Genomic DNA, 21,857 nt, shown 5'->3' on the forward strand with positions numbered 1-21,857 from the left:
AGATCGGACCGCGCAGTAGGTTTATTCACACCTTCTCAGTCCACTGTGTGCATGGCCGCCCATACCCGCGAGGGGGACAGCGGCATGTGCAGGCGCGGCGCGGTCGCGGCGAGGCCGTTGCGCGCGAAGGCATCGGCCACCGCGTTCACGATGGCCGGCGTGGCGCCGATGGTGCCCAGCTCGCCCACGCCCTTCACGCCCAGCGGGTTGTTCGTGCAGGGCGTCGATTCGTCCATCTCCATGTGGAACATGGTGTCGACGATGTCGGCGCGCGGCGCGGCGTAGTCCATCAGGCTGCCGGTCACGGGCTGGCCGGTTTCGTTGTCGTACACCACCTGCTCGTACAGCGCCTGCCCGATGCCCTGCACCGCGCCGCCTTCGAGCTGGCCGCGCACGATCATCGGGTTGATCACGCGGCCCACGTCGTTGACCGAGCTGTAGGCCACCACGCTGATTTCGCCAGTCGGCGGATCGAGCTCGATCTCGCAGATGTGGCAGCCGTTGGGCCAGGTCGGGCCGGCGACGGTGCTGGTGGAGTCCACGAAGATCTCGCGCTCGGGCTGCTTGCCCGCGAGCGTGAAGAGGTCGAGCTCCAGGTCGGTGCCGGCCACCGAGAAGCTGCCGCGGCTGTAGATGATGTCGTCGATGGCGGCTTCGAACTCCTGCGCCGCGAGTTCGCGCGCCTTGTCGATGGTGCGCTCCGCGCCGATGCGCACGGCCGAGCCGCCGGTAAAGAGCGAGCGGGAACCTGCGCTGCCGAAGCCGTCGCCGCGGTCGGTGTCGCCGAGCACCACGCGCACCTTCTCGATGGGCACGCCGAAGGCATCGACCGCGAGTTGCGCGAGCGAGGTGGCAATGCCCTGCCCCATGGCGTTGACGGCGGAGAACACCTCGATCACGCCGTCGGCCTGCACCGATACCGTGACGCGTTCCTCGAACACGTTGCCGCCGGTCCATTCGAGAAAAGTGGCAATGCCCAGGCCCCGATGCTTTCCGTTCTTCGCGGACTCGGCGGCGCGGGCCTCGAAGCCCTGCCAGTCGGCCAGGGTGAGCGCCTGGTCCATCACCGACTCGAAGTTGCCGGTGTCGTAGACCTGCGCCATCGGGTTCTTGTAGGGCATCTGGTCGGGCTGGATGAAGTTCATCCGGCGCAGGATGATGCGGTCGATGCCGGTCTGGCGCGCGGCCTCGTCCATCAGGCGTTCGATGGTGAAGATGGCCTCGGGCCGGCCCGCGCCGCGGTAGGCGCCGGTCGGCGCGGTGTTGGTGAGCACCGCCTTGAAATGGAAGTCGATGGTCTGGATGTCGTAGACGCTGGTCTGCACCCAGGGGCCGATGAGCAGCTGGATCGCGACGCCCGTGCCGGTGGCGTAGGCCCCCACGTTGGCCAGCGTCTTGATGCGCAGCGCGAGGATCTTTCCTTCGGCATCGAGCGCGAGCTCGGCGCGCGCTTCGATGTCGCGGCCGTGTGCGCTGGAGAGGAATTCTTCGCTGCGGTCGGCCACCCATTTCACCGGGCGCTTGACCTGCAGCGCGGCGAAGGCGACCGCGATGTCTTCGGGATAGGCGCCGGTCTTCATGCCGAAACCGCCGCCCACGTCGCCCACCACCACGCGCACTTTTTCTTTCGCAAGGCCGATGGCAGCGCACACGGAATCGCGCACGCCCGACGGCATCTGCGTGCTCATGCGGATCGTGAGGCGATCGGTCTTGGCGTCGTGCACGGCGAGCACCGAGCGCGGCTCGATGGTGAGCGCGACCACGCGCTGGTTGATGACGTCGAGCGCCACCACGTGGCTGGCCTTGGCGAAGGCGGCGGTCGCGGCCTCGCTGTTGCCGTGCCGCATTTCGGCGGCGATGTTGCCGGACGCCTCTTCGCACAGCTGCGGCGCGCCTTCGGCGGTAGCGCTGGCGAGGTCGACCACCATGGGCAGGTCTTCGTAGTCGACCATCACGGCCTCGGCGGCATCGCGCGCCTGCTGGACGGTGTCGGCAATCACCGCGGCCACCGCCTCGCCCACGAAGCGCGTGCGCTCGTTCGCCATGGCGTAGCGCGGCGGGCTGGCGCTGTCGCTGCCGTCGGCGCGCTTGAATCCGGCGGCACCCGGCATCGGCTTGACCCCCGCGGCTGCCAGCTCGGCCCCGGTGATGACCCGCAACACGCCGGGCATGGCGGCGGCGGCGCTTGTGTCGATGGAAACGATGCGTGCGTGCGGATGGGGAGAGCGAAGGAAAACGAGATGCGCCTGATCGGGAAGCGTGACGTCGTCCGTGTAGCGTCCGGCGCCTGCCAGCAGGCTTTCGTCCTCGAGGCGGCGCACCGCCTGGCCGCTGCCGAAGCGGGTGGGGTTGAGTTCAGTGGTCAACGTGGTCCTCTTGTGCTGATTCCCGGTGGGCAACGCTGGCCCGCTGGATCCGCTTTATGGGGGGCAAATGGAAGCAGCACTATATGGGCTTCGGGGGTTCTTGTCCGCTGCGACGGCAGGCCTGTGGCGCACGGACCGCAATCGTTTGCGACACCCGGCGACCGGGCCTTCATTTTCCCTCATCCCACAGGGGACGCCGGCGAAGCCGTGTATACCTACGGCCATGCGACAACTGCCCTGGCTCGAACCCGGCGACACCCTGCCCGACCCGGCATCGGCATGGGGGGTGGCCGACCCCGTTCCAGGCCTTCTCGCGGCGGGCGGCGCACTCGATGTCGATACTCTGGTGCAGGCCTACAGCCATTGCGTCTTCCCCTGGTTCAGCGACGACCAGCCGATCCTGTGGTGGAGCCCCGACCCGCGCATGGTGCTGCAGGTGGCCGAGTTCAGGCTGCACCGGTCGCTTCGCAAGACCTTGATCCGATTCGCGGAAACGCCCGGTTGCGAAGTGCGCATCGACCACGACTTCGCGGCGGTCATCAAGGCCTGTTCGCTCTCGCCGCGCGTCGGCCAGTCGGGCACGTGGATCGTGCCGGACATGGTGCAGGCCTATACGCAATTGCACGCGGCAGGCCATGCGCACAGCGTGGAGACCTGGATCGACGGCGAGCTCGCGGGCGGACTCTACTGCGTGGCGCTCGGCCGCGCGGTGTTCGGCGAGTCGATGTTCACCCGCCGCCCGGACGCCTCGAAGATCGCGCTGGCGGCGCTGGTGAGCCTGTGCCGCCGCGCCGGCGTGCAGATGATCGACTGCCAGCAGAACACCGCCCATCTCGCCAGCCTGGGTGCCCACGAGATACCGCGCAAGCGCTTCGTCGCCCACGTGGCCAAGGCCCGGGAACAGGAGGGGCCACGGTGGCAATTCGAGCCCGTATACTGGACCGAACTCCTTTCCGCGCGACCTCTTTCACCGACGTGACGCACCTCAAGGATCTCCCGCTTCACACGCTGCAGTTCTACGCGACGGCGCCCTATCCCTGCAGCTACCTGCCGGACCGGCAGGCCCGCTCGCAGGTGGCCACGCCCAGCCACCTGATCCACAACGACGCTTATTCCGACCTCGTGCTCAGCGGGTTCCGGCGCAGCGGCATGTTCACCTACCGGCCCTACTGCGACGGCTGCCGCGCCTGCATTCCGCTGCGCGTGCTGGTCAACAGCTTCCGGCCCACACGCAGCCAGCGCCGTGCCGCCAAACAGCATGCCGACCTGCAGGCCCGCGTGCTCAAGCTGTGCTTCGTGCCCGAGCATTACCAGCTCTACCTGCGCTACCAGAACGGCCGCCACGCAGGCGGCGGCATGGACCACGACAGCATCGACCAGTACACCCAGTTCCTGCTGCAGAGCCGGGTCAATTCGCGGCTGGTCGAGTTTCGCGAAACGCTGGCCGACGGCAGCGCGGGCGCGCTCAAGATGGTGTCGATCCTCGACGTGCTGAACGACGGCATCTCGGCCGTGTATACCTTCTATGAACCCGATGCCCGCGCAGCGCCGGGCCACCCCAAGCAAGCGAACGGCCTCCTCGGGGGGCAGCAAGAGCAGGCAGCGCCGAGCGTGGGGGCCTCATCCACGGGCTATGGCACCTACAGCGTGCTCTGGCAGATCGAGCAGGCCCGCAAGCTGGGCCTGCCGCACGTCTACCTCGGGTACTGGATCGAGCGCAGCCCCAAGATGCATTACAAGGCGCGCTTTTCTCCGCACGAAGTGTTGGTGGATGGACACTGGCAGCCATCCAGCGATTTCACAAGGTAAAATGGCGCTCGGTCATCACCGCACAGCGCCATGAGAAAAAACCAATCCGACGTTCCTGCCGTTCCCGTGATCCAGGTGATCGAGCGCATGTTCGCGCTGATCGACGTCCTGGCGTCCCGCGAGGAGGCCATCTCCCTGAAGGAAATCAGCGAGAAAACCGGGCTCCACCCTTCGACCACGCACCGCATCCTCAACGACCTGGCCGTGGGCCGCTTCGTCGACCGGCCCGAGGCGGGCAGCTACCGGTTGGGCATGCGCCTGCTGGAACTGGGCAACCTGGTGAAGGGGCGGCTCAATGTGCGCGATGCCGCGCTGGGCCCGATGCGCGAGCTGCACAAGCTCACGCAGCAGCCGGTGAACCTCAGCATGCGACAGGGCGACGAGATCGTCTACATCGAGCGCTCGTACAGCGAGCGCTCGGGCATGCAGGTGGTGCGCGCCATCGGTGGGCGCGCAGCTTTGCACCTCACCTCGACAGGCAAGCTTTTCCTGGCAGCCGATGACCCGGCACGGGTGCGCAGCTATGCCACCCGCACCGGACTGGCCGGCCACACCCGCAACAGCATCACCCAACTGCCTGCGCTGGAGCGCGAACTGTCGAAGGCTCGCCAATACGGCATTGCCCGGGACAACGAAGAACTGGAGCTGGGCGTGCGCTGCATGGCCGCCGGCATCTACGACGACCAGGGCAAGCTGGTGGCAGGCCTGTCGATCTCGGCGCCGGCCGACCGGCTGGACGAAGGCTGGCTGCCCAAGCTGCAGGCAACGGCCAATGAAATCTCGAGCGCCTTGGGCTTCAAGGATGGCGTGGCTGCGGCAACGCCTTCCCCGACAAGCAACACGCCTTCAGCGAGCGCCTGACCCCTTTGCGGGACACCAAAAGACAAAGCGGGCCTTCTTGGCCCGCTTTACTTTTGTCGACCGCTATCGCGGCGCTGCAGCGATTCAGCCTGCGACCTGGTAGCTCACACTGCGCGAAGCGGCCGGTGAGCCCGGCACGGCGTGCGTCGCCTCGACCCAGCGGCGAACGCGCTCGGCATCGGCGATACGACTGAACTTGCCGGCCGAATCCAGGAACACCATGATCAGCTTGCGGCCAGCCACCTTGGCCTGCATCACGAGGCACTGACCAGCTTCGTTGATGAAGCCGGTCTTCTGCACGCCGATTTCCCAATCGGGGCTCTTCACGAGTCGGTTGGTGGTGTTGAACTGCAGCACGCGGTTGCCGACCTCGACCTGGTATTCAGGCGACGTGGAAAGCGAGCGCACCGTGGCATCGGCGTAGGCGGCATTGACCAGCAGCGCCAGGTCTTGCGCGCTCGACTGGTTGCGGCTCGACAGGCCCGTGGGCTCAACGTAGCGCGTGTCCTTCATGCCGAGCATCTTGGCCTTGGCATTCATGATGCTCACGAAGGTCGTGAGGCCGCCCGGATAGGTACGGCCCAACGCGTGCGCCGCACGGTTTTCGCTCGACATCAGCGCCAGATGCAGCAGTTCGCCGCGAGACAACATCGTGCCGACGGTCAGGCGCGAGCGGCTGCCCTTTTCGGTATCGACGTCGTCCTGCGTGATGGTGATCAGCTCGTCGTTCGGCAGATGGGCTTCGCTGATGAGCAAGCCGGTCATCAGCTTGGTGAGCGAGGCGATCGGCAGCACGGCGTGGTCGTTCTTGCTGAAAAGCACTTCGTGCGTGTCCTGGTCGATCACGAGGGCGACGCTCGACTTCAGGTCGAGTGCGTCGTCGGTGCCGTGCAGGCCGGCCATCTGGCCGAAGGACTGGCGCGCCGGCGTTTCGACGCGCACCACCGAGCGGCGCTGGACGGCCACCACGGTCTTGCCATTCTTCTTGCGGATGGTGGCCACCACGTTGCGGCCGCCGCGAACGACTTTTTCAGCCTTTTCGCTTCGCTTGGCGACCGTCTTGCTGGAAGCCGCATTGCGCTTGACTTCGACCGGCACGGGCCCCTTCGCCTTTTTGGCGACGGAGGTCTTGGCGGCCGTTGGCTTTTCTTTCTTTGCAGCCTGGGCGCCAGGCAGCAAAAACGCCGTGGCGCAAAGCGCGACGGCGATGAATTTGAATGCGGGCAGAAACCGCTGGCTGGAAACTCGGCGGAGACGGGCTTCAGGCATTAATAAATCTCCAGCGGCGACAAACGAGGACCGCAGTGTATCGAATTCAAAAAAGACACGCAATATCAGTTACTTGCATCCTCTTCTTCATTCGAATACCAAGGAACGCCTGAAAACCTAACCTTGCGCTGCAACTCTCTCAGCTTGGCTCTGTAACTTATTGAGAGCACTCAAATAAGCCTTCGCCGAAGCGACCACGATGTCTGGGTCTGCACCCACACCATTGACCACCCGCCCTGCGTTTTGTAACCGAACTGTAACTTCACCTTGGCTCTCTGTCGAGCCACTGATGGCATTCACCGAGTAAAGAACCATCTCGGCGCCGCTCTTGACATGCGACTCGATGGCTTTCAGAGAAGCATCAACCGGGCCATTGCCGTCGGATTCTCCGGTCACTTCCTTGCCCTGGACTGTGAAGACGACTTTCGCCTGGGGGCGCTCGCCGGTTTCGCTGTGCTGGGAGAGAGAGACAAATGCAAACTGCTCGTCAACGTTCGACAGCTCTTCCGCGCTGACGAGCGCCAGGATGTCCTCGTCAAAAATTTCGGACTTGCGATCGGCCAGCTCCTTGAAGCGCAGGAAGGCGGCGTTGATGTCAGCCTCGCCGGCCATCGTCACGCCCAACTCCTGCAGCCGCTGCTTGAATGCGTTGCGGCCGCTGAGCTTGCCCAACACGATCTTGTTCGCGGCCCAGCCCACGTCTTCCGCACGCATGATCTCGTAGGTGTCGCGGGCCTTGAGCACGCCGTCCTGGTGGATGCCCGAGGCGTGGGCAAAGGCATTGGCGCCCACGACAGCCTTGTTGGGCTGCACCACGAAGCCGGTGGTCTGGCTCACCATGCGGCTCGCGGCCACGATGTGCTGGGTGTCGATGTTCAGGTCAAGCCCGAAATAGTCGCGGCGTGTCTTCACCGCCATCACCACTTCTTCGAGCGAGCAGTTGCCCGCGCGCTCGCCCAGGCCGTTGATGGTGCACTCCACCTGGCGCGCGCCGCCGATCTTCACGCCGGCGAGCGAGTTGGCCACCGCCATGCCGAGGTCGTTATGGCAATGCACCGACCAGATCGCCTTGTCGCTGTTGGGAACGCGCTCCCGCAGCATCTTGATGAAGTTGCCATAGAGCTCGGGGATGGCGTAGCCGACGGTGTCGGGCACGTTGATGGTGGTAGCGCCCTCGGCGATCACGGTTTCGAGCACGCGGCACAGGAAGTCCGGGTCGCTGCGGTAGCCGTCTTCGGGGCTGAACTCCACGTCGCCCACGAGGTTGCGCGCAAACCGCACGGCGAGCTTGGCCTGCTCATGCACCTCGTCGGGCGACATGCGCAGCTTCTTTTCCATGTGCAGCGGCGAGGTCGCGATGAAGGTGTGGATGCGCCCGCGGGCGGCGCCCTTGAGGGCCTCCGCAGCGCGGCCGATGTCGCGGTCGTTGGCCCGGGACAGGCCGCACACGGTCGATTCCTTGATGGCGTTGGCAATCGCCTTGACCGCCTCGAAGTCGCCGTTCGAGCTGGCCGGGAAACCGGCCTCGATGACGTCGACCTTCAGCCTTTCGAGCTGCTTGGCGATGCGCATCTTTTCGTCGCGCGTCATGGAGGCGCCGGGCGATTGCTCGCCGTCGCGCAAGGTGGTGTCGAAAATAATGAGTTGGTCAGCCATCGTGAATCTCCTTGGGTTTTATTCAGCCGTCGATCAGGCCGACGCCGGGCCGCTCCCAAGGCGGCCTGCGGCCCCCTCGGGGGGCAGCGACGACACGCAGTGCGGGGAGCGTGGGGGTCATGCCTTCAGGCGACTTCAACCACCGATTGTGCGCTGTGCGCGCCCCGGGTTCGCGCCCGTTGCACGCCCGAGACGATGGCTTTCAGCGACGCCGTGATCACGTTCGCGTCGATGCCGACGCCGAACAGCGTCTGGCTCTCGTCCACGCGCAGCTCGAGGTAAGCCACCGACTTCGCATCGGCGCCGGCGCCGATTGCATGCTGGTGGTAGTCCATCACGCGCACCGTATGGCCGGTGGCCTTGCTCAGCGCTTGGGTGAAGGCGTCGATCGGACCGTTGCCGCGGCCTTCGATGGCGCGGGTTTCACCGTCCCAGGGCAGGTCGCCGCGCAGGATGACGGAGGCATTGGCGCCCTCGCCTTCTTCCTCGATCACGCGGTGCTGCAGCGACTGCGCGGTCTCGATGCCGTACTCGCTCACGAAGAGCTGCCAGAGGTCGGCGGCCGTGAGTTCCTTGCCGGCGACGTCCATCACGCGCTGCACGGTCTGCATGAATTCCATCTGCAGGCGGCGCGGCATCTCGAGGCCGTACTCGCTCTCGAGCAGATAGGCCATGCCGCCCTTGCCTGACTGGCTGTTCACGCGGATCACCGCCTCATAGCTGCGCCCCACATCCTTCGGATCGATGGGGAGGTAGGGCATGTCCCAGATGTCGCCTTCCTTGCGCGCGGCGAAGGCCTTCTTGATCGCGTCCTGGTGCGAGCCGGAGAACGAGGTGTAGACGAGGTCGCCGACGTAGGGATGGCGCGGATGCACGGGGATCTGGTTGCAGTGCTCGACCGTCGCGCGGATCTCGTCGATGTTCGAGAAGTCCAGTTCGGGCGAGACGCCCTGCGTGTAGAGGTTGAGCGCGACGTTCACGAGGTCGAGGTTGCCGGTTCGCTCGCCGTTGCCGAAGAGGCAGCCTTCGATGCGCTCGGCGCCGGCCATCAAGGCCAGCTCGCCGGCGGCGGTGCCGGTGCCGCGGTCGTTGTGCGGATGCACGCACAAGACGATGGAATCGCGACGCGCGAGGTTGCGGTGCATCCACTCGATCATGTCCGCGAAGATGTTCGGCGTGGAGTGCTCGACCGTGGTGGGCAGGTTGACGATGCACTTGCGCTCGGGCGTCGGCGCCCAGACCTCGGTGACCGCATCGACCACGCGCTTGGAAAAGACCACGTCGGTGCCAGAGAACATTTCTGGCGAGTACTGGAAGGTCCACTTCGTGTTCGGCTGCTTCGCGGCGAAGTCGTTGAACATACGTGCGTGGCTGCTGGCGAGTTCGACGATCTGGTCTTCGTCCATGCCGAGCACTACGCGACGCATCACCGGGGCTACCGCGTTGTAGAGGTGCACGATGGCGCGCGGGGCGCCCTGCAGCGATTCGAAGGTGCGGGCGATGAGGTGATCGCGTGCCTGCGTCAGCACCTGGATCGTCACATCATCGGGGATGCGGTCTTCCTCGATGAGCTTGCGCACGAAGTCGAATTCGACCTGCGATGCGGAGGGAAAGCCGACTTCGATTTCCTTGAAACCGATCGCCACGAGGGTCTCGAACATGCGCATCTTGCGGGCAATGTCCATGGGCTCGACCAGAGCCTGGTTGCCATCGCGCAGGTCGGTCGACAGCCAGATCGGGGCCTTGGTCAGCACGGCATCGGGCCAGGTGCGGTCCTTGAGGCCGATCGGGGCGAATGCGCGGTATTTGGCTTGAGGTTGCTTGAGCATGTCGATTTCTCTGTGATGGTTGGTAATCAACCAGCAACCCCAAAAACAAACGGCCCGTTGCTGGTGCGAACGGGCCGTGGTGAGGGATTTGCGCGTGCGCTACCGTCTCCGCCCGTGAGGGAGGGCTAGTAGGGCCAGCAGCGAAATCTTGGTCATGAGGGTTGCGAATGTAGCACAAGCGACATTCAGTTATGCAAGCCCCGCTCGTCGGGCTCCTCGGTCGAGGTGCTGATCACGCTGACCGGCTGCCCTTTGGCCCTGCGCCACGCATAGACCACGTAGCCGCTCAAACCGTAAGCCACGAAGAGGCCGAACAGCACCGTCGGCGGATGGATGTTGATGACCGCGATGCCCAGCGCAATGAGCACGATCACGACGAAGGGCACGCTCTTCTTCATCTGCACGTCCTTGAAGCTGTAGAACGGCGCGTTGGTGACCATGCTGAGGCCGGCATACAGCGTGAACGCAAAGGTGACCCAGGTGATCTGCGTCCACGAGAGGTACAGCACCTCGCCGCCCCGCTTGCCCCATTCGTTCACGAGCCAGATGAAGCCCGCCACGAGCGCCGCGGCCGCGGGCGACGGCAGCCCCTGGAACCAGCGCTTGTCGACCACGCCGGTGTTCACGTTGAAGCGCGCAAGGCGCAGGGCCGCGCAGGCGCAGTACACGAAGGCCGCGATCCAGCCCCAGCGACCCAGGCCCTTGAGGGACCATTCGTAGGCGATGAGCGCCGGCGCGGCGCCGAACGACACCATGTCGGACAGCGAATCCATCTGCTCGCCGAACGCGCTTTGCGTGTTGGTCATGCGTGCGACGCGCCCGTCCAGGCTGTCGAGGATCATCGCGGCGAACACGCCGAGCGCCGCGAGGTCGAAGCGCGCGTTCATGGCCATCACGACCGAGTAGAAGCCGCCGAACAACGCCGCCAGCGTGAACAGGTTCGGCAGGATGTAGATGCCCTTGCGACGCTTGCGCGGCTGCACATCGTCGGGGAGCGTGTCGTCATGCATTGAAGTTGCCTCCGTCCCTCATGGGCACTGCGCGAGCAGCTATCCATTCGATAGCGTTTTGATCTGTAAGTCGCATGGTTCGCAGTGTAGTTCAGGGGCGCTGCGCCCCCGGCAAACAAAAGGGCCACCGCAACGGGTGGCCCTTGGGAAAAGAGTGCCGAGCACCCCTTCCGGTTTCTGATTTCCAGATCAGTTGCGGGTCTGGTCGACCAGCTTGTTCTTCTTGATCCAGGGCATCATCGCGCGCAGCTTTTCGCCGACGACTTCGATCTGATGCTCCGCATTCAAGCGACGGCGGCTGATCAGCGCGGGCTGGCCGGCAGCGGCTTCGAGCACGAAGCTCTTGGCGTATTCGCCGGTCTGGATGTCGCGCAGCACTTGCTTCATGACCTTCTTGGTCTCGTCGGTCACGATGCGCGGGCCCGTGACGTACTCGCCGTACTCGGCGTTGTTCGAGATCGAGTAGTTCATGTTGGCGATGCCGCCTTCATAGATCAGGTCGACGATCAGCTTGAGTTCGTGCAGGCATTCGAAGTACGCCATTTCGGGCGCGTAGCCGGCTTCCACCAGCGTTTCGAAACCGGCCTTGATCAGCTCGACCGTGCCGCCGCACAGAACCGCTTGCTCGCCGAACAGGTCGGTCTCGGTTTCTTCGCGGAAGTTGGTCTCGATGATGCCGGCCTTGCCGCCGCCGTTGGCGGTGGCGTAGCTCAGCGCGAGGTCACGCGCCTTGCCGGTCTTGTCCTGGTGCACGGCCACGAGGTGGGGCACGCCGCCGCCTTGCGTGTAGGTGCTGCGCACGGTGTGGCCCGGAGCCTTGGGGGCGACCATCCACACGTCCAGGTCGGCGCGCGGCTGCACGAAGCCGTAGTGCACGTTGAAACCGTGTGCGAAGACGAGCGAGGCGCCTTCCTTGATATGCGGGGCCACGTCGTTCTTGTAGACGTTGGCGATCTGCTCGTCGGGCAGCAGGATCATGACGACGTCGGCGGACTTCACCGCGTCGGCCACTTCGGCGACCTGCAGGCCAGCCTTGCCGACCTTGTCCCACGAAGCGCCACCCTTGCGCAGGCCGACCACGACCTTGACGCCGCTGTCGTTCAGGTTCTGCGCGTGCGCATGACCTTGCGACCCGTAACCGATGATTGCGACCGTCTTGCCCTTGATGAGGCTGAGGTCGGCGTCCTTGTCGTAGTAAACCTTCATGATGCGTCTTTCCTAATTAATCTCGAGCACCCCCTCAAGCGGGGGTGCGTTCACTCACAGTTGGCCGGAGGGATTCCGGTCCTTCATTTGCTGGTTGATGGACACGAGGTTGTCGTGAATGCGGAACAGCAGGATCAGCAATTCGCTGTAGACGCGAACCATGATCGCGCCGAAAACCAAAATGGCGAGGCCGGTAAGAACCCCTCGGAGGCCGCCGCTGAAAAGCGTCGCGACCCCGGTAATCAATACCACCAGCAGTCCGAGAAAATAGACTATCCGGATGATGATGGGGGTCACCATTTTGTCGAAGCCCAACAACTGTTGCATTACCTTCTCCTCATGTCGTGTTGATAAACGATGAAACTGAGGGGATCTTCACCCCCTACACGCGCAGGATGCGCTCGCCGCGCCCGATGCCGCTGGCACCGGTGCGGACAGTCTCGAGGATAGCGCTACGGTCGATCGCTTCCAAAAAAGCGTCGTTTTTGCCGTGATCGCCGGTGAGTTCGATGGTGTAGCTCTTGTCGGTGACGTCAATGATGCGGCCGCGGAAAATCTCGGCCATGCGCATCATTTCTTCCCGCTCCTTGCCCACCGCGCGCACCTTGACCATCATGAGCTCGCGCTCGGTGTAGGCGCCTTCGGTCAGGTCGACGACCTTCACGACCTCGATCAGGCGGTTCAAGTGCTTGGTGATCTGCTCGATCACGTCGTCCGAACCGGTCGTGACGATGGTCATGCGCGAGAGGCTGGCATCCTCGGTCGGCGCGACGGTCAGCGATTCGATGTTGTAGCCACGGGCCGAGAACAGGCCCACCACGCGGGAAAGAGCACCCGGCTCGTTTTCCAGCAGCACTGCAATGATGTGTTTCATGTTTGCGTGACTCCTCTTTTCGCCGCCCTCCCCCGTGCACGGTAATGCGCGGGCTCGGCGGACAATAGATTCGTCAGTAAAGAGTTAAAGCGAATGCGCCGCAGACCGCTCAGAGGTCTTCGGAGCCCAACAGCATCTCGGTGATGCCCATGCCGGCCTTCACCATCGGAAACACGTTCTCAGTGGGGTCGGTACGGAAGTCCATGAACACCGTGCGGTCCTTGAGCTTGCGCGCTTCACGCAGCGCGGGCTCCACGTCTTGTGGACGCTCGATCAGCATGCCGACGTGACCATAGGCCTCGGCAAGCTTCACGAAGTTCGGCAATGCATCCATGTAGCTGTGGCTGTAGCGACCGGAGTATTCGATCTCCTGCCACTGGCGCACCATGCCCAGATAGCGGTTGTTGAGCGAGCAGATCTTGATCGGCGTGTTGTATTGCAGGCAGGTGGAGAGTTCCTGGATGCACATCTGTACCGAGCCTTCGCCGGTGATGGTGAACACTTCCGAATCGGGCTTCGCGAGCTTGATCCCCATGGCGTAGGGAATGCCCACGCCCATGGTGCCCAGGCCGCCAGAGTTGATCCAGCGGCGTGGCTCGTCGAAGCGGTAGTACTGGGCGGCCCACATCTGGTGCTGGCCCACGTCCGACGTGATGTACGCGTCAGCATCCTTGGTCATGTTCCAGAGCGTCTCGACCACGTACTGTGGCTTGATCACGTCCTTGTTGCCGCGGTCGTACTTGAGGCAGTCGCGCGAGCGCCAGGCCTCGATGGTCTTCCACCAGTCGGCCAGCGCACCGGCATCGGGCTTGGTCGTGCTCTCGCGGATCATCGAGATCAGTTCGGTGAGCACGTCCTTCACGTCGCCAACGATCGGGATGTCGACCTTCACGCGCTTGGAGATGCTCGACGGGTCGATGTCGACGTGGATGATCTTGCGTTCGTTCGTCGCGAAGTGCTTGGGGTTGCCGATCACTCGGTCGTCGAAGCGCGCACCCACGGCCAGCAGCACGTCACAGTTCTGCATCGCGTTGTTGGCTTCGATGGTGCCGTGCATGCCCAGCATGCCGAGGAACTTGCGGTCGCTCGCCGGGTAGGCGCCCAGGCCCATCAGTGTGTTGGTGACCGGGTAGCCGAGCATGTCGACCAGCGTGCGCAGTTCGTTGCAGGCGTTGCCCAGGAGCACACCGCCACCGGTGTAGATGTAGGGGCGCTTGGCCGCCAGCAACAACTGCAGCGCCTTGCGGATCTGCCCGCCGTGGCCCTTGCGCACCGGGTTGTACGAACGCATCTCGACCTTGTCGGGATAGCCGGCGTAGGGCGTTTTCTTGAAGGAAACGTCCTTGGGCACGTCCACGACCACGGGGCCGGGACGGCCGCTGCGTGCAATGTGGAAGGCCTTCTTCATCGTCATGGCCAGATCCTTGGGATCCTTGACGAGGAAGTTGTGCTTGACGATGGGGCGAGTGATGCCGACCGTGTCGCATTCCTGGAAGGCATCCAGGCCAATGGCAGCTGTGGGAACCTGGCCCGAGATGATCACCATCGGGATGGAGTCCATATACGCCGTGGCGATGCCGGTGACCGCGTTGGTCAGGCCGGGGCCGGAGGTGACCAGTGCCACGCCGACCTCGCCGGTAGCGCGCGCATAGCCATCGGCTGCGTGCACGGCGGCCTGCTCGTGGCGCACCAGCACATGCTGGATGGTGTCCTGCTTGTAGAACGCGTCGTAGATGTACAGAACCGCGCCGCCGGGGTAGCCCCAGATGTACTGGACGCCTTCGGCCTGCAGTGCCTTGACCAGCACTTCAGCGCCCATGAGTTCTTGCGTTGGGTTGCCGGCGCCAGAGGACGCGGCCGCTGCGGAGATGATCTCCGCCTTCGAGATTTCCATGATCAACCTTTGTGTTTTTTCGGGAACGAAAAACCTTGGGTGCCCCTTGCCAACCCTTGTGGGGTCGCGCCAGGACTTGAGGCCATAGCCATGAGCGGACTGATGTTCCGCCGGACCTTGACCCGTTTGCCTTTTGACTTGCAGGGCGGATTATGACATTACACGGCGGTTCAGATTCGCTTCAGGCGGCTTGTAAAGGCATCGGGGCATAATCCGCGGCGGAAAACATACGCGTTCGCTAGACATCCCTTCCCACGCGGCGCGCCTTTGCGCGCCCCCTCTCGCTTGGCCACTGAACAAGAACTCTCCGACTTCCTGAAAAGCGTCGAACGACGCGCTTTCAAGCGCTCGGTCTACCACGTGCGGGACGAAGAAGCGGCACTCGACATCGTGCAGGACAGCATGATGAAGCTGGCGCAGCACTATGGCGACAAGCCGGCCAACGAACTGCCGATGCTGTTCCAGCGCATCCTGTCGAACTGCACCCTCGACTGGTTCCGCCGCCAGAAAACCCGGCGCGCGCTGTTCTCGAACCTGAGTGACTTCGACTCGGTCGACGACGACGGGGATTTTGACCTTCTGGAGAACTTCGTCTCGCCAACCGACTCCAGAGAAACGGAAAGCGCCGAAGACACCACCCGCCGCGCCCAGGTCTTCCACGAGATCGAGGAACAGATCGCCGCATTGCCGGGCCGTCAACGCGAGGCTTTCCTGATGCGTTACTGGGAGGAAATGGACGTTGCAGAGACGGCCGCCGCGATGGGCTGCTCCGAGGGCAGCGTCAAAACCCATTGCTCGCGAGCCGTCCACGCTCTGAGCAAGGCGCTCAAGGCCAAGGGAATATCGCTATGAACACTAAGGTTCCAACTTCTTCTAACGCCGCCGAAGATCAGTTCGGTCAGCGTCTGGCTGCCCGGTTGTCTGACGGCAACCAGGAGCTGTCTCACGACATTGGCGAGCGGCTGCGCGTTGCGCGTGCGCAGGCCGTGGCCGCGCGCAAGCAAGCTCCGCAATTGCGGACTGCGCCTGAAGTGGTGCAGTCCGGCCACGCGCTCACGCTCGGCGGTGGCTGGTGGACCCGCATCGGGTCGGTGGTGCCGCTGATCGCCCTCGTGGCCGGCCTCATCACCATCAGCGTGATGCAGGACGACGACCGCGTCAGCGAGCTGGCCGAAGTCGATTCCGCGCTCCTCACCGGCGATCTGCCTCCGGCCGCCTACACCGACCCGGGCTTCGCCCAATTCCTGAAGGCCGACGGCGCCTCCGACTGACCCTCTCCGACCGAATGCGACGCCGTTCCAATTCCAGCGCGAACACCCACCGCCCCTTGCGCCCGCTCACGACGGGCGCATTCGTTTGGGCGGGTGCGCTCGCTGTCGCCGCCTTCGGCCTGACGCTGGCCTCTGCCCAGCCACCCTCCGAGGTCAACAGAGCCGGGCAGACGAGTGCCGCGAGCTCCGCGTCGGCCGGCGCCGTCAAGGCAGTTCCCGCGACCAAGCCGCTCTGGAGCGAGCTCACCGCCGAACAGCAGCAAGCCCTCAAGCCCCTGGTCTCGCACTGGACCACGATGAACACCGGGCAGAAGCGCAAATGGCTGGCACTGTCACGAAACTTCGCGAACATGTCGGCGGATGATCAAGTCACCCTGCACAGCCGCATGATCGAATGGGCCGCCCTGAGCAATCAGCAGCGGGCCCAGGCGCGCCTGAACTTCGCCGAAGTCAAGCGCGTGCCGGCCGACGAACGCAAGGCCAAGTGGGAGCAGTACCAGGCCCTGAGCGAGGAAGAAAAGCGCAAGCTCGCCGAGCGTGCGCCGGCCAAGCCGCGTGGCGCAGCCATTCCGGTGCGTCCTGTCTCGTCGCAAAAGCTGGTGCCGGTGCCAGCTGTCACGCCGCCCGGCCAGCACACGCCCCGCATCGTGCTGGCACCGCCGCCAACCCCGCCGTCCATGCCCTCGGCCATCCTGGTGACGACCCCGCTGGAGCGGACGCCTGCTGCCGCAAGCATTGCGCCCACTGCGGCGCCTGCACCCGCCAACGTCACTTCGCCACCGGTTCCTGCCGAGGCCCAGGTTCCGGCGCCGGCCGCGGCCGAGCCCCCACCCTCCGCCCCCTGACACCAAGGCTTCGATGGTTTCCAGTTCTCCCGAGGCTTCGGGGCCCGATCAGCCCGCCTCGCCGGCTTCCTCGGAAACCAGCGCCCCTCCTTCCATAGTGCCCGGCCTCTGGCGCCGGATGGCCTGCTGGCTCTACGAAGGCATGCTGCTGTTCGCGGTCGTGTTCGTCTCGGGCTGGCTGTTCAGCACGCTGGGCCAGATGCGCGACGCCATGGATTCGCGTCGGCACCTGTTCCAGGCGTTCCTCTTCGTGGTGTTCGGCGTGTACTTCGTCTGGTTCTGGGCAAAGGGCCAGACGCTCGCGATGAAGACCTGGAACATCCGCATCGTCGACGTCCGCGGCCAGCCCGTCAGCCAGGGCCGAGCCCTGGCTCGCTACCTTCTGAGCTGGATCTGGTTCCTGCCACCGCTCGCCGCGATCGCGCCTTTCAAGCTGTCTGGCGGCGAATCGACCGTCCTGATCTTCGGCTGGGTCGCCGTCTGGGCCGTGCTTGCCCGTTTTCACCCCGATCGCCAGTTCTGGCACGACGCCTGGGCCGGTACGCGGCTCATCACCTCCAAGCCCATGAGCCGCCGATGAGTGCCCTGCCCGAGCTTCCCGACCCCGCCGTCAATCCGCAGAAGGCCCGCAAGGGCTTCGAGCGCGTCTTTCATGCCACGCTGATCTCGCTGCACGGGCTTCGCGCCGGCTGGAGCGAGCCCGCCTTCCGGCAGGAAGCGATCCTGTCGATCGTGATGATCCCGGCCGCCTTCTGGCTCGGGCGCAGCTGGGTCGAGGTGGCGCTGCTCGCCGGCAGCGCGATCCTGGTGATGATCGTGGAGCTGCTCAACACCGCGGTCGAGGCCGCCATCGACCGCATCGGCCCCGAATGGCACGACCTCTCCAAGCGCGCCAAGGACATGGGCAGCGCCGCAGTGCTGCTCTCGCTCACCCTGTGCGGTGGCATCTGGGCGGCGGCATTGTGGGCGCGCTTCGTGTCATGAGCGGGCCCGGATCCCGAGGCATGATGGCGGGATGAATCCTGAATTTTCGATCTGTGTGTATTGCGGCTCGCGCCCCGGCGAGCGTCCCGAGTTTTCCGAGGCCGCCAAGGCGGTCGGCCAATGGATCGGCCAGCATGGCGGCCAACTGGTCTACGGTGGCGGCCGCACCGGCCTGATGGGCACGGTGGCCGAAGCCACCCGTCTGGCCGGCGGCCGCGTCGTCGGCATCATCCCCAAGGCCCTGGTCGACAAGGAACTGGCCAACCCCCTCTGCGACGAACTGCACGTGGTGGACACCATGCACGAGCGCAAGGCCATGATGGGCGAGCGCGCCGATGCCTTCATCGCCCTCCCGGGCGGCATTGGCACCTTCGAGGAACTGTTCGAGATCTGGACCTGGCGCCAGCTTGGTTACCACGACAAGCCGACCGGCATTCTCAACACCGCCGGCTACTACGACAAGCTGCTCGATTTTCTTGCGCACAGCGTGCGCGAGGGCTTCATGGGCGACTGGCAGATGCAGTTGATCCGCACCGGCACCGACGCCACCGAACTGCTCACTGCGCTGCGCGCCGAAGCGCCGCTCCATCCTCGCGAAGACAGGCTGTCGGAAAACCTCTGACGCCCGTCTCCAAAGAAAAAGCCCCGCTCGATGGGGCTTTTTTGCTTAGACAGCGTTCTCGTTCTCTTCGCCAGTCCGGATGCGCACGATGCGCTCGACGGCAGTGACGAAGATCTTGCCGTCGCCGATCTTCCCGGTGCGCGCCGAATTGACGATGGCCTCGATGCAGCGCTCCACGTCGCCCTCGTTGACGACCACTTCGACCTTCATCTTGGGCAGAAAGTCGACCACGTACTCGGCACCGCGGTAGAGCTCGGTATGGCCCTTCTGGCGGCCGAAGCCCTTGACCTCGGTCACGGTCAGGCCGGTGACGCCCACTTCGGCCAAGGCCTCGCGCACGTCCTCGAGCTTGAAGGGTTTGACGATGGCGGTGATCTGCTTCATGGTTTTCGTGCTCCGGCGGTTTCGTTGAATTTGCTGGTGATAGGGTAACGCCAATCCTTGCCGAAGCTGCGGTGGGTGACCCGGATTCCTACCGGCGCCTGGCGCCGTTTGTATTCATTGACCTTGATGAGCCGTGCAACCCGCTCGACCACCGCGCGTTCGTAGCCCGCGGCAATGATCTCGTCGATGCCCTCGTCATCCTGCATGTAACGTGCCAGGATGCCATCGAGGATGTCGTAGGGCGGCAGGCTGTCCTGGTCGGTCTGGTCGGGCCGAAGCTCGGCGCTCGGGGGCCGCGTGATGATCCGCTCGGGAATCGGCTCGGTGCCGGTGCCGTACGGGTCGTGGGCATTGCGCCAGCGCGCGAGCGCGAACACCGTGGTCTTGAGCAGGTCCTTGATGACAGCGAAGCCGCCCGCCATGTCGCCGTAGAGCGTGCAATAGCCGGTGGCCATTTCGCTTTTGTTGCCGGTGGTGAGCACGATCGAGCCGAACTTGTTCGACAAGGCCATCAGCAGCGTGCCGCGGATGCGGGCCTGGATGTTTTCCTCGGCCGTGTCCTCGGCCAGGCCTTCGAACTCCTCGGCCAAGGCGCCCTTGAAGGATTCGAAGGTGTGCTCGATCGAAATCTCGTCGTAGCGCACGCCAAGACGGCTCGCCATCTCTCGCGCATCGATCCAGCTGATGTCGGCGGTGTAAGGCGAAGGCATCATCACCGCCCGCACCTTGTCCTTACCGAGTGCATCGACGGCAATCGCGAGCACCAATGCGGAGTCGATGCCGCCCGAGAGCCCCAGGATGGCGCCCGGAAAGCCGTTCTTGCCGATGTAGTCGCGCACGCCGAGCACGAGGGCATCCCACAGCTGCGCTTCGGCATCGCGCGGGGCCGCCACCGCACCGGGCTCCGCCACGAAGCCGACGCCACCTTGAGGTGCGCGCCCGCACTGCACAAAGACCAACTTCTCCTGGAAGCTCTCGGCCTGCATCGCGAGCGCGCCGTCAGCCTGCAGCGCGAAGGAAGCCCCATCGAACACCACTTCATCCTGCCCACCGACCAGGTGCGCATAGACCAGCGGCAACCTCACGGCACGCGCACGATCGGCCATGCGTGCCACGCGCTCGCCCTCCTTACCCACGTGGTACGGCGAAGCGTTGATCACGGCGAGCACCTCGGCACCAGCTTCCCGCGCCAGCTCGGCCGGCTGGTCGAACCACGCGTCCTCGCAGATCAAGAGCCCGACGGAAACCCCGCCCGCCTCGAACACGCAAGTGCCCTGCCCCGGCGTGAAATAGCGGCGCTCGTCGAACACCTGATAGTTCGGCAGCTCGCGCTTGGCATAGGTCTCCAGGATGCGGCCTTCCTTGATGACGCTGGCCGCGTTGTGCCGCATCTGCACTGCCACGGAGCGGCTGCGAAGGCTGCCGCCGGTGGGATGCCCCACCACCACGACCATGTCTTTGAGGTCGGCGAGCGCAGCGGCGATGCCTTTCACGGCATCATCACAGGCTTCGGTGAATGCGGGACGGAGGAAGAGGTCCTCCGCTGCGTAGCCGGCAATCGAGAGTTCGGGCGTCAGGAGCAAACGCGCACCCTGTGCATGGGATTCGCGTGCGGCATCGACGATCTTTTTTGCGTTGCCGACAACGTCGCCCACCACAAAATTGAGTTGCGCGATGGCGAGCTTGAGCGTCATACAGAAGGAAGAAAAAGGCTTGAACGATTATGTCATTCGGGTTCTGGCGTCGCCGTCGGACGTGAGCCCGAAAGCCTGGAACGCGCTGCTCGCCGCGCAGGCCGAGCCCTCGCCTTTCATGCGCCACGAATACCTCGCGGCACTGCACGAAAGCGACAGCGCATCGCCAGCGAGCGGATGGACGGCGCAGTTCCTCACGCTCTGGCGCGGCAAGCAGCTCGAAGCCGCCTGCCCGGTCTACATCAAGGACCATTCCTACGGCGAGTACGTCTTCGACTGGGCCTGGGCGAATGCGTACGAGCAGCACGGGCCCGCCTACTACCCCAAGGCCGTCGTCGCCGTGCCGTTCACGCCGGTGCCAGGCACGCGTCTCCTGGCGCGCGATGCGCAGAGCCGCACGCTGCTGGTGCAGGCACTGGTCGCGTGGTGCAAGCAGGAAGAACTGTCGTCCCTGCACCTGCTCTTCGGTGCCGATGACGACATCGCCGCATGCACCGAAGCCGGGCTGATGCTGCGCAATACGGTGCAGTTCCATTGGACGAATGTGGCCCCCACGCTCGGCACTGACGTGTCCTCGCTGCCCCCCGAGGGGGCGCGTTTCGCCTTGGGGCGGCCCGGCGGCGAAACCGGCTATCCGGATTTCGACACCTTCCTCGCCAGCCTCGCCCACGACAAGCGCAAGAAGATCCGCCAGGAGCGCCGCAAGGTCGCCGACGCCGGCGTGAGCTTCCGCTGGTCGCGCGGCAAGGACATCTCCAAGGCCGACTGGGATTTCTTCTACCGCTGCTACGAGCGCACCTACCGCGAGCACGGCAACCCGCCCTATCTCACACGCGATTTCTTCCAGCGCATGGCCGACACCCTGCCCGAGGCCTGGCTGCTGTTCGTCGCCGAGCGCAACGGCAAGCCCATGGCGACGAGCCTGATCGCGCTCTCCACGCAGCCGGACGAACCTCTCGTGGCATACGGCCGCTACTGGGGCGCGCTGGAGCGCGTCGACTGCCTGCACTTCGAGGCCTGCTACTACCAGCCCCTTGCCTGGTGCATCGAACACGGCGCCAAGCGCTTCGAGGGCGGTGCGCAGGGCGAGCACAAGATGGCGCGCGCGCTGATGCCAGTGAAGACCACCAGCGCCCACTGGCTGGCGCACCCGGCGTTCTCGGATGCGGTCGAGCGCTTCCTCGAACGCGAAGGGGCCGGCATCGAGAACTACATGGACCACCTGGGCGAGCGCAGCCCGTTCAAGGCCGGCTGATCGGGGCCTCCGAATTGCCTCCCCGGGC

The 21,857-nt window shown here is 64.7% G+C and carries 22 protein-coding genes; 11 read left to right on the forward strand and 11 right to left on the reverse strand.

Features of this window, described 5'->3' with window-relative positions; translation table 11 throughout:
* Window positions 1-35 precede the first annotated feature (35 nt).
* Window positions 36-2,366, reverse strand: coding sequence for a xanthine dehydrogenase family protein molybdopterin-binding subunit (locus J2W23_RS25225; protein ID WP_176657100.1), 2,331 nt, complete (start codon window positions 2,364-2,366; stop codon window positions 36-38).
* A 223-nt stretch (window positions 2,367-2,589) separates the two neighbouring features.
* Here J2W23_RS25225 and aat point away from each other — a divergent pair, with 223 nt between their 5' ends.
* Genes aat through J2W23_RS25240 form a run of 3 tightly spaced genes read left to right on the forward strand, consistent with a single transcriptional unit; the run spans window position 2,590 to window position 5,036 of the window.
* Entirely contained in the window at window positions 2,590-3,345 is a 756-nt protein-coding gene (aat, locus tag J2W23_RS25230) for a leucyl/phenylalanyl-tRNA--protein transferase (RefSeq protein WP_176657099.1), read from the forward strand.
* Entirely contained in the window at window positions 3,342-4,175 is an 834-nt protein-coding gene (locus tag J2W23_RS25235; RefSeq protein WP_307650697.1) for an arginyltransferase, read from the forward strand. The genes aat and J2W23_RS25235 overlap by 4 nt, the downstream gene beginning before the upstream one ends.
* Window positions 4,176-4,205: 30 nt before the next feature.
* Window positions 4,206-5,036 carry an IclR family transcriptional regulator gene (locus tag J2W23_RS25240; RefSeq protein ID WP_176657097.1) on the forward strand — a complete coding sequence of 277 codons (831 nt, stop codon included), beginning with the start codon at window positions 4,206-4,208 and terminating at the stop codon, window positions 5,034-5,036.
* 84 nt (window positions 5,037-5,120) lie between these two features.
* On the opposite strand, the gene J2W23_RS25245 is transcribed toward J2W23_RS25240, so the two are convergent.
* Window positions 5,121-6,134, reverse strand: a complete 1,014-nt coding sequence (locus tag J2W23_RS25245) for a serine hydrolase (protein WP_307650698.1) — start codon at window positions 6,132-6,134, stop codon at window positions 5,121-5,123.
* Here J2W23_RS25245 and J2W23_RS25250 point away from each other — a divergent pair.
* Window positions 6,118-6,426, forward strand: coding sequence for a hypothetical protein (locus J2W23_RS25250; RefSeq protein WP_307650699.1), 309 nt, complete (start codon window positions 6,118-6,120; stop codon window positions 6,424-6,426). The two genes, J2W23_RS25245 and J2W23_RS25250, sit on opposite strands and share 17 nt — an antisense overlap.
* Here the strand turns inward: J2W23_RS25250 and J2W23_RS25255 are convergent.
* The 7 genes from J2W23_RS25255 to J2W23_RS25285 all read right to left on the reverse strand — a co-directional run bounded on the left by J2W23_RS25255 (window position 6,423) and on the right by J2W23_RS25285 (window position 14,774).
* The gene (locus tag J2W23_RS25255; protein WP_176657096.1) at window positions 6,423-7,961 is read right to left on the reverse strand and encodes a 2-isopropylmalate synthase; all 1,539 of its coding nucleotides are present in this window, start codon (window positions 7,959-7,961) and stop codon (window positions 6,423-6,425) included. The genes J2W23_RS25250 and J2W23_RS25255 overlap by 4 nt on opposite strands.
* Window positions 7,962-8,086: 125 nt before the next feature.
* Window positions 8,087-9,790 (reverse strand): 2-isopropylmalate synthase, encoded by a 1,704-nt coding sequence (gene leuA / locus J2W23_RS25260; RefSeq protein ID WP_176657095.1) that lies wholly within the window; start codon window positions 9,788-9,790, stop codon window positions 8,087-8,089.
* A 185-nt stretch (window positions 9,791-9,975) separates the two neighbouring features.
* On the reverse strand, window positions 9,976-10,800 hold the full coding sequence (gene pssA / locus J2W23_RS25265; protein ID WP_093432073.1) for a CDP-diacylglycerol--serine O-phosphatidyltransferase: 825 nt from the start codon (window positions 10,798-10,800) through the stop codon (window positions 9,976-9,978).
* 189 nt (window positions 10,801-10,989) lie between these two features.
* Window positions 10,990-12,006: a ketol-acid reductoisomerase gene (gene ilvC, locus J2W23_RS25270; RefSeq protein WP_042579952.1), complete on the reverse strand. Its 1,017-nt coding sequence runs from the start codon at window positions 12,004-12,006 to the stop codon at window positions 10,990-10,992.
* Window positions 12,007-12,060: 54 nt separating this feature from the next.
* Complete coding sequence (locus J2W23_RS25275) at window positions 12,061-12,333, reverse strand: DUF4282 domain-containing protein (protein WP_013540984.1); 273 nt, start codon at window positions 12,331-12,333, stop codon at window positions 12,061-12,063.
* A 55-nt stretch (window positions 12,334-12,388) separates the two neighbouring features.
* Complete coding sequence (ilvN, locus tag J2W23_RS25280; protein ID WP_013540983.1) at window positions 12,389-12,880, reverse strand: acetolactate synthase small subunit; 492 nt, start codon at window positions 12,878-12,880, stop codon at window positions 12,389-12,391.
* A 109-nt stretch (window positions 12,881-12,989) separates the two neighbouring features.
* On the reverse strand, window positions 12,990-14,774 hold the full coding sequence (locus J2W23_RS25285; RefSeq protein WP_013540982.1) for an acetolactate synthase 3 catalytic subunit: 1,785 nt from the start codon (window positions 14,772-14,774) through the stop codon (window positions 12,990-12,992).
* A gap of 285 nt (window positions 14,775-15,059) precedes the next feature.
* Here J2W23_RS25285 and J2W23_RS25290 point away from each other — a divergent pair, with 285 nt between their 5' ends.
* The 6 genes from J2W23_RS25290 to J2W23_RS25315 are packed head-to-tail and all read left to right on the forward strand — an operon-like array spanning window position 15,060 to window position 18,496.
* Entirely contained in the window at window positions 15,060-15,626 is a 567-nt protein-coding gene (locus J2W23_RS25290) for an RNA polymerase sigma factor (RefSeq protein WP_013540981.1), read from the forward strand.
* Window positions 15,623-16,045, forward strand: a complete 423-nt coding sequence (locus J2W23_RS25295; RefSeq protein WP_307650700.1) for a DUF3619 family protein — start codon at window positions 15,623-15,625, stop codon at window positions 16,043-16,045. Before J2W23_RS25290 ends, J2W23_RS25295 begins: the two co-directional genes overlap by 4 nt.
* Window positions 16,046-16,059: 14 nt before the next feature.
* On the forward strand, window positions 16,060-16,890 hold the full coding sequence (locus tag J2W23_RS25300) for a DUF3106 domain-containing protein (RefSeq protein WP_307650701.1): 831 nt from the start codon (window positions 16,060-16,062) through the stop codon (window positions 16,888-16,890).
* A 13-nt stretch (window positions 16,891-16,903) separates the two neighbouring features.
* A complete protein-coding gene (locus tag J2W23_RS25305) occupies window positions 16,904-17,470 on the forward strand; it encodes an RDD family protein (protein WP_307650702.1) in 567 nt (188 codons plus the stop codon).
* A complete protein-coding gene (locus J2W23_RS25310) occupies window positions 17,467-17,874 on the forward strand; it encodes a diacylglycerol kinase (RefSeq protein WP_042576733.1) in 408 nt (135 codons plus the stop codon). The genes J2W23_RS25305 and J2W23_RS25310 overlap by 4 nt, the downstream gene beginning before the upstream one ends.
* 31 nt (window positions 17,875-17,905) lie before the next feature.
* Window positions 17,906-18,496, forward strand: coding sequence for an LOG family protein (locus J2W23_RS25315; protein WP_307650703.1), 591 nt, complete (start codon window positions 17,906-17,908; stop codon window positions 18,494-18,496).
* Between the two features lie 45 nt (window positions 18,497-18,541).
* Here J2W23_RS25315 and J2W23_RS25320 read toward each other — a convergent pair whose 3' ends face one another.
* Window positions 18,542-18,880, reverse strand: coding sequence for a P-II family nitrogen regulator (locus J2W23_RS25320; RefSeq protein WP_013540975.1), 339 nt, complete (start codon window positions 18,878-18,880; stop codon window positions 18,542-18,544).
* Window positions 18,877-20,574, reverse strand: coding sequence for an NAD+ synthase (locus J2W23_RS25325; RefSeq protein ID WP_307650704.1), 1,698 nt, complete (start codon window positions 20,572-20,574; stop codon window positions 18,877-18,879). Before J2W23_RS25325 ends, J2W23_RS25320 begins: the two co-directional genes overlap by 4 nt.
* Window positions 20,575-20,593: 19 nt before the next feature.
* On the opposite strand from J2W23_RS25325, the gene J2W23_RS25330 reads away from it, so the two are divergent.
* Window positions 20,594-21,829 carry a GNAT family N-acetyltransferase gene (locus tag J2W23_RS25330; RefSeq protein ID WP_307650705.1) on the forward strand — a complete coding sequence of 412 codons (1,236 nt, stop codon included), beginning with the start codon at window positions 20,594-20,596 and terminating at the stop codon, window positions 21,827-21,829.
* Window positions 21,830-21,857 lie beyond the last annotated feature (28 nt).

The sequence above is a fragment of the Variovorax boronicumulans genome (assembly GCF_030812215.1).
Lineage (GTDB): Bacteria > Pseudomonadota > Gammaproteobacteria > Burkholderiales > Burkholderiaceae_C > Variovorax > Variovorax boronicumulans_C.

Excerpts from the sequence above, each read along its gene's own strand:
- aat (WP_176657099.1), top strand. The coding sequence starts at position 2,590 with ATGCGACAACTGCCCTGGCTCGAACCCGGCGACACCCTGCCCGACCCG.
- pssA (WP_093432073.1), bottom strand. The coding sequence starts at position 10,800 with ATGCATGACGACACGCTCCCCGACGATGTGCAGCCGCGCAAGCGTCGC.
- J2W23_RS25240 (WP_176657097.1), top strand. The coding sequence starts at position 4,206 with ATGAGAAAAAACCAATCCGACGTTCCTGCCGTTCCCGTGATCCAGGTG.
- J2W23_RS25295 (WP_307650700.1), top strand. The coding sequence starts at position 15,623 with ATGAACACTAAGGTTCCAACTTCTTCTAACGCCGCCGAAGATCAGTTC.
- ilvN (WP_013540983.1), bottom strand. The coding sequence starts at position 12,880 with ATGAAACACATCATTGCAGTGCTGCTGGAAAACGAGCCGGGTGCTCTT.
- J2W23_RS25285 (WP_013540982.1), bottom strand. The coding sequence starts at position 14,774 with ATGGAAATCTCGAAGGCGGAGATCATCTCCGCAGCGGCCGCGTCCTCT.
- leuA (WP_176657095.1), bottom strand. The coding sequence starts at position 9,790 with ATGCTCAAGCAACCTCAAGCCAAATACCGCGCATTCGCCCCGATCGGC.
- J2W23_RS25305 (WP_307650702.1), top strand. The coding sequence starts at position 16,904 with ATGGTTTCCAGTTCTCCCGAGGCTTCGGGGCCCGATCAGCCCGCCTCG.
- J2W23_RS25300 (WP_307650701.1), top strand. The coding sequence starts at position 16,060 with ATGCGACGCCGTTCCAATTCCAGCGCGAACACCCACCGCCCCTTGCGC.
- J2W23_RS25275 (WP_013540984.1), bottom strand. The coding sequence starts at position 12,333 with ATGCAACAGTTGTTGGGCTTCGACAAAATGGTGACCCCCATCATCATC.
- ilvC (WP_042579952.1), bottom strand. The coding sequence starts at position 12,006 with ATGAAGGTTTACTACGACAAGGACGCCGACCTCAGCCTCATCAAGGGC.
- J2W23_RS25310 (WP_042576733.1), top strand. The coding sequence starts at position 17,467 with ATGAGTGCCCTGCCCGAGCTTCCCGACCCCGCCGTCAATCCGCAGAAG.
- J2W23_RS25320 (WP_013540975.1), bottom strand. The coding sequence starts at position 18,880 with ATGAAGCAGATCACCGCCATCGTCAAACCCTTCAAGCTCGAGGACGTG.
- J2W23_RS25325 (WP_307650704.1), bottom strand. The coding sequence starts at position 20,574 with ATGACGCTCAAGCTCGCCATCGCGCAACTCAATTTTGTGGTGGGCGAC.
- J2W23_RS25255 (WP_176657096.1), bottom strand. The coding sequence starts at position 7,961 with ATGGCTGACCAACTCATTATTTTCGACACCACCTTGCGCGACGGCGAG.
- J2W23_RS25315 (WP_307650703.1), top strand. The coding sequence starts at position 17,906 with ATGAATCCTGAATTTTCGATCTGTGTGTATTGCGGCTCGCGCCCCGGC.